Origin of the sequence: Pseudoalteromonas sp. (assembly GCF_036960685.1) — a bacterium.
Taxonomy (GTDB): domain Bacteria; phylum Pseudomonadota; class Gammaproteobacteria; order Enterobacterales; family Alteromonadaceae; genus Pseudoalteromonas.
Genome location: NZ_JBALXK010000086.1, coordinates 1 through 508 on the forward strand (window position 1 = coordinate 1; position 508 = coordinate 508).

The 508-nt window shown below is 38.0% G+C and carries 1 protein-coding gene; it reads left to right on the plus strand.

The window, feature by feature from the left end; all coding sequences use genetic code 11:
- Nucleotides 1-419: IS982 family transposase (locus tag V7783_RS21180; protein ID WP_335680406.1), on the plus strand; the 419-nt coding region annotated here is incomplete at its 5' end.
- Between the last annotated feature and the right edge of the window lie 89 nt (nucleotides 420-508).

Consider the following 508-nt stretch of genomic DNA (forward strand, 5'->3'; position numbering starts at 1 on the left):
TTGTGGCGCTAAAGCTCACAACGGGCAATGTGGATGATCGAGAGCCTGTTTCTGATATGGCGGACTCTATCTTCGGAAAACTCTATGGCGACAAAGGTTATATCAGCAAAGCGCTCTCTGGTGAGTTACTAGAAAAAGGTGTCGAGTTAATCACGACGGTTCGAAAGAATATGAAGAAAAAATTTATTTCATTGTGGGACAGGGCTTTATTGAAAAAACGATTTATAATCGAAACGGTGAATGATCAATTGAAAAACATTTCTTACATTGAACACTCTAGACACCGCAGTATGCATGGCTTTATGCTAAATTTACTTGGTGGATTAATTGCCTATTGCCTAAAAGAGGAAAAGCCGTCATTAGATTTAACATCGCAAGAACTTGAAATTTTAGAGAGTAATAATCTAATGTTGGCTTAACCAGATCTCAGGTTATTTAGTAACTGTTGCTAGTAATGACTTAGCAGGTAACCCTGCAACAGCTGAACGCTTTGTATTTAAAGACACTT